The organism is Ruegeria lacuscaerulensis (assembly GCF_013031245.1).
Taxonomy (GTDB): Bacteria; Pseudomonadota; Alphaproteobacteria; order Rhodobacterales; family Rhodobacteraceae; genus Ruegeria; species Ruegeria lacuscaerulensis_C.
This window is the reverse complement of the sequence record NZ_WPZL01000102.1, coordinates 1-1,217: the sequence shown is the minus strand read 5'-3', so window position 1 is coordinate 1,217 and position 1,217 is coordinate 1. Positions and strand designations below refer to the sequence as shown.

Below are 1,217 nucleotides of genomic sequence, written 5' to 3'. Positions count from 1 at the left end.
TGATCAGCCCCACTTGTGTGGTCCAATTTGATTGTTAGTGCATGATTGGCCTTTGGTCCATCTGAACGATGGTTTCCGGGGCCGGTGGTTTATATCCCAGAGCACTGTGCGGGCGTTTAGTGTTGTAGTGTTTCCTCCATTCTTCGATCAATATCTGCGCTTCTTTTAGGCTGTAGAAGACTTCTCCATTCAGGAACTCATCTCTGAACCGCGCATTGAAACTCTCACAGTAACCGTTCTCCCATGGGCTGCCTGGCTCGATGTATGCGGTCTTTGCTCCAACTGCATTGATCCAGTCTTGCACCGCCACGGCAATGAACTCAGGGCCATTGTCGGAGCGAATGTAGCTCGGCACACCGCGCATGATGAACAGGTCACTCAGAACGTCGATGACATCGCCGGAGTTCAGCTTTCGGTCCACTCGGATCGCCAAGCACTCCCGGCTGTACTCATCGATAACGTTGAGCGTGCGGAACGCCTTTCCGTCATCCGTTCGACAATGCACGAAGTCATAACTCCAAACGTGGTTTCGATGCTCCGGCCGCAGCCGAACACACGATCCATCATTTAACCAGAGCCGTCCCTTCTTTGGTTGTTTCATTGGCACTTTCAGCCCCTCCCGACGCCAAAGCCTTTCGACGCGCTTGTCATTTACCTGCCAGCCCGCATCTCTCAGCAAAGCCGCGATCCGGCGATAACCGTAGCGGCCATACTGGCGGGCCAATTCTATCATGTCCGCCACCAGGCGCTTCTCGTCAGCTCGACCTTTCGGCAGCTTTCGCTGTGTGGATCGGTGCTGTTTCAGGACACGACACGCCCGGCGTTCTGAGACACGCAGTTTGTGGCGCACATGGTTGATGCAGGCACGGCGACGGGCGGGGCTCAGTAGTTTCCCTTGGCCGCCTCCGTCAGGATCAGTTTGTCCAGGGTAAGATCCGAGACGGCCTTTCGAAGACGCTCATTCTCTTTTTGAAGGCGCTTGAGTTCCTTCAACTGATCCGTACCCATTCCGCCGTACTTTTTCTTCCAGCGATAATAGGTCTGTTCAACAACACCAATCTGCCGGATTGCATCCAGACGGGACATGCCTTGCCCCATCAATATCTCAACCTGTCGCAACTTCGAGACAATCTCTTCCGGCTTCGGTCGCTTGTTCGCCATGTGGTTCCTCCGTTTTCTTAACCATAACGGCGGACCACTTCAGAGGGGGAGGATCA

At 54.3% G+C, this 1,217-nt stretch carries 1 protein-coding gene; it reads right to left on the bottom strand.

Features of this window, described 5'->3' with window-relative positions; all coding sequences use genetic code 11:
- Positions 1 to 34 precede the first annotated feature (34 nt).
- A protein-coding gene (locus GOX66_RS25500; RefSeq protein WP_170766714.1) for an IS3 family transposase occupies positions 35 to 1,161 on the bottom strand; the annotation gives its coding sequence in 2 pieces (ribosomal slippage) (positions 35 to 897 and positions 897 to 1,161; 1,128 coding nt in all).
- Positions 1,162 to 1,217: the final 56 nt, after the last annotated feature.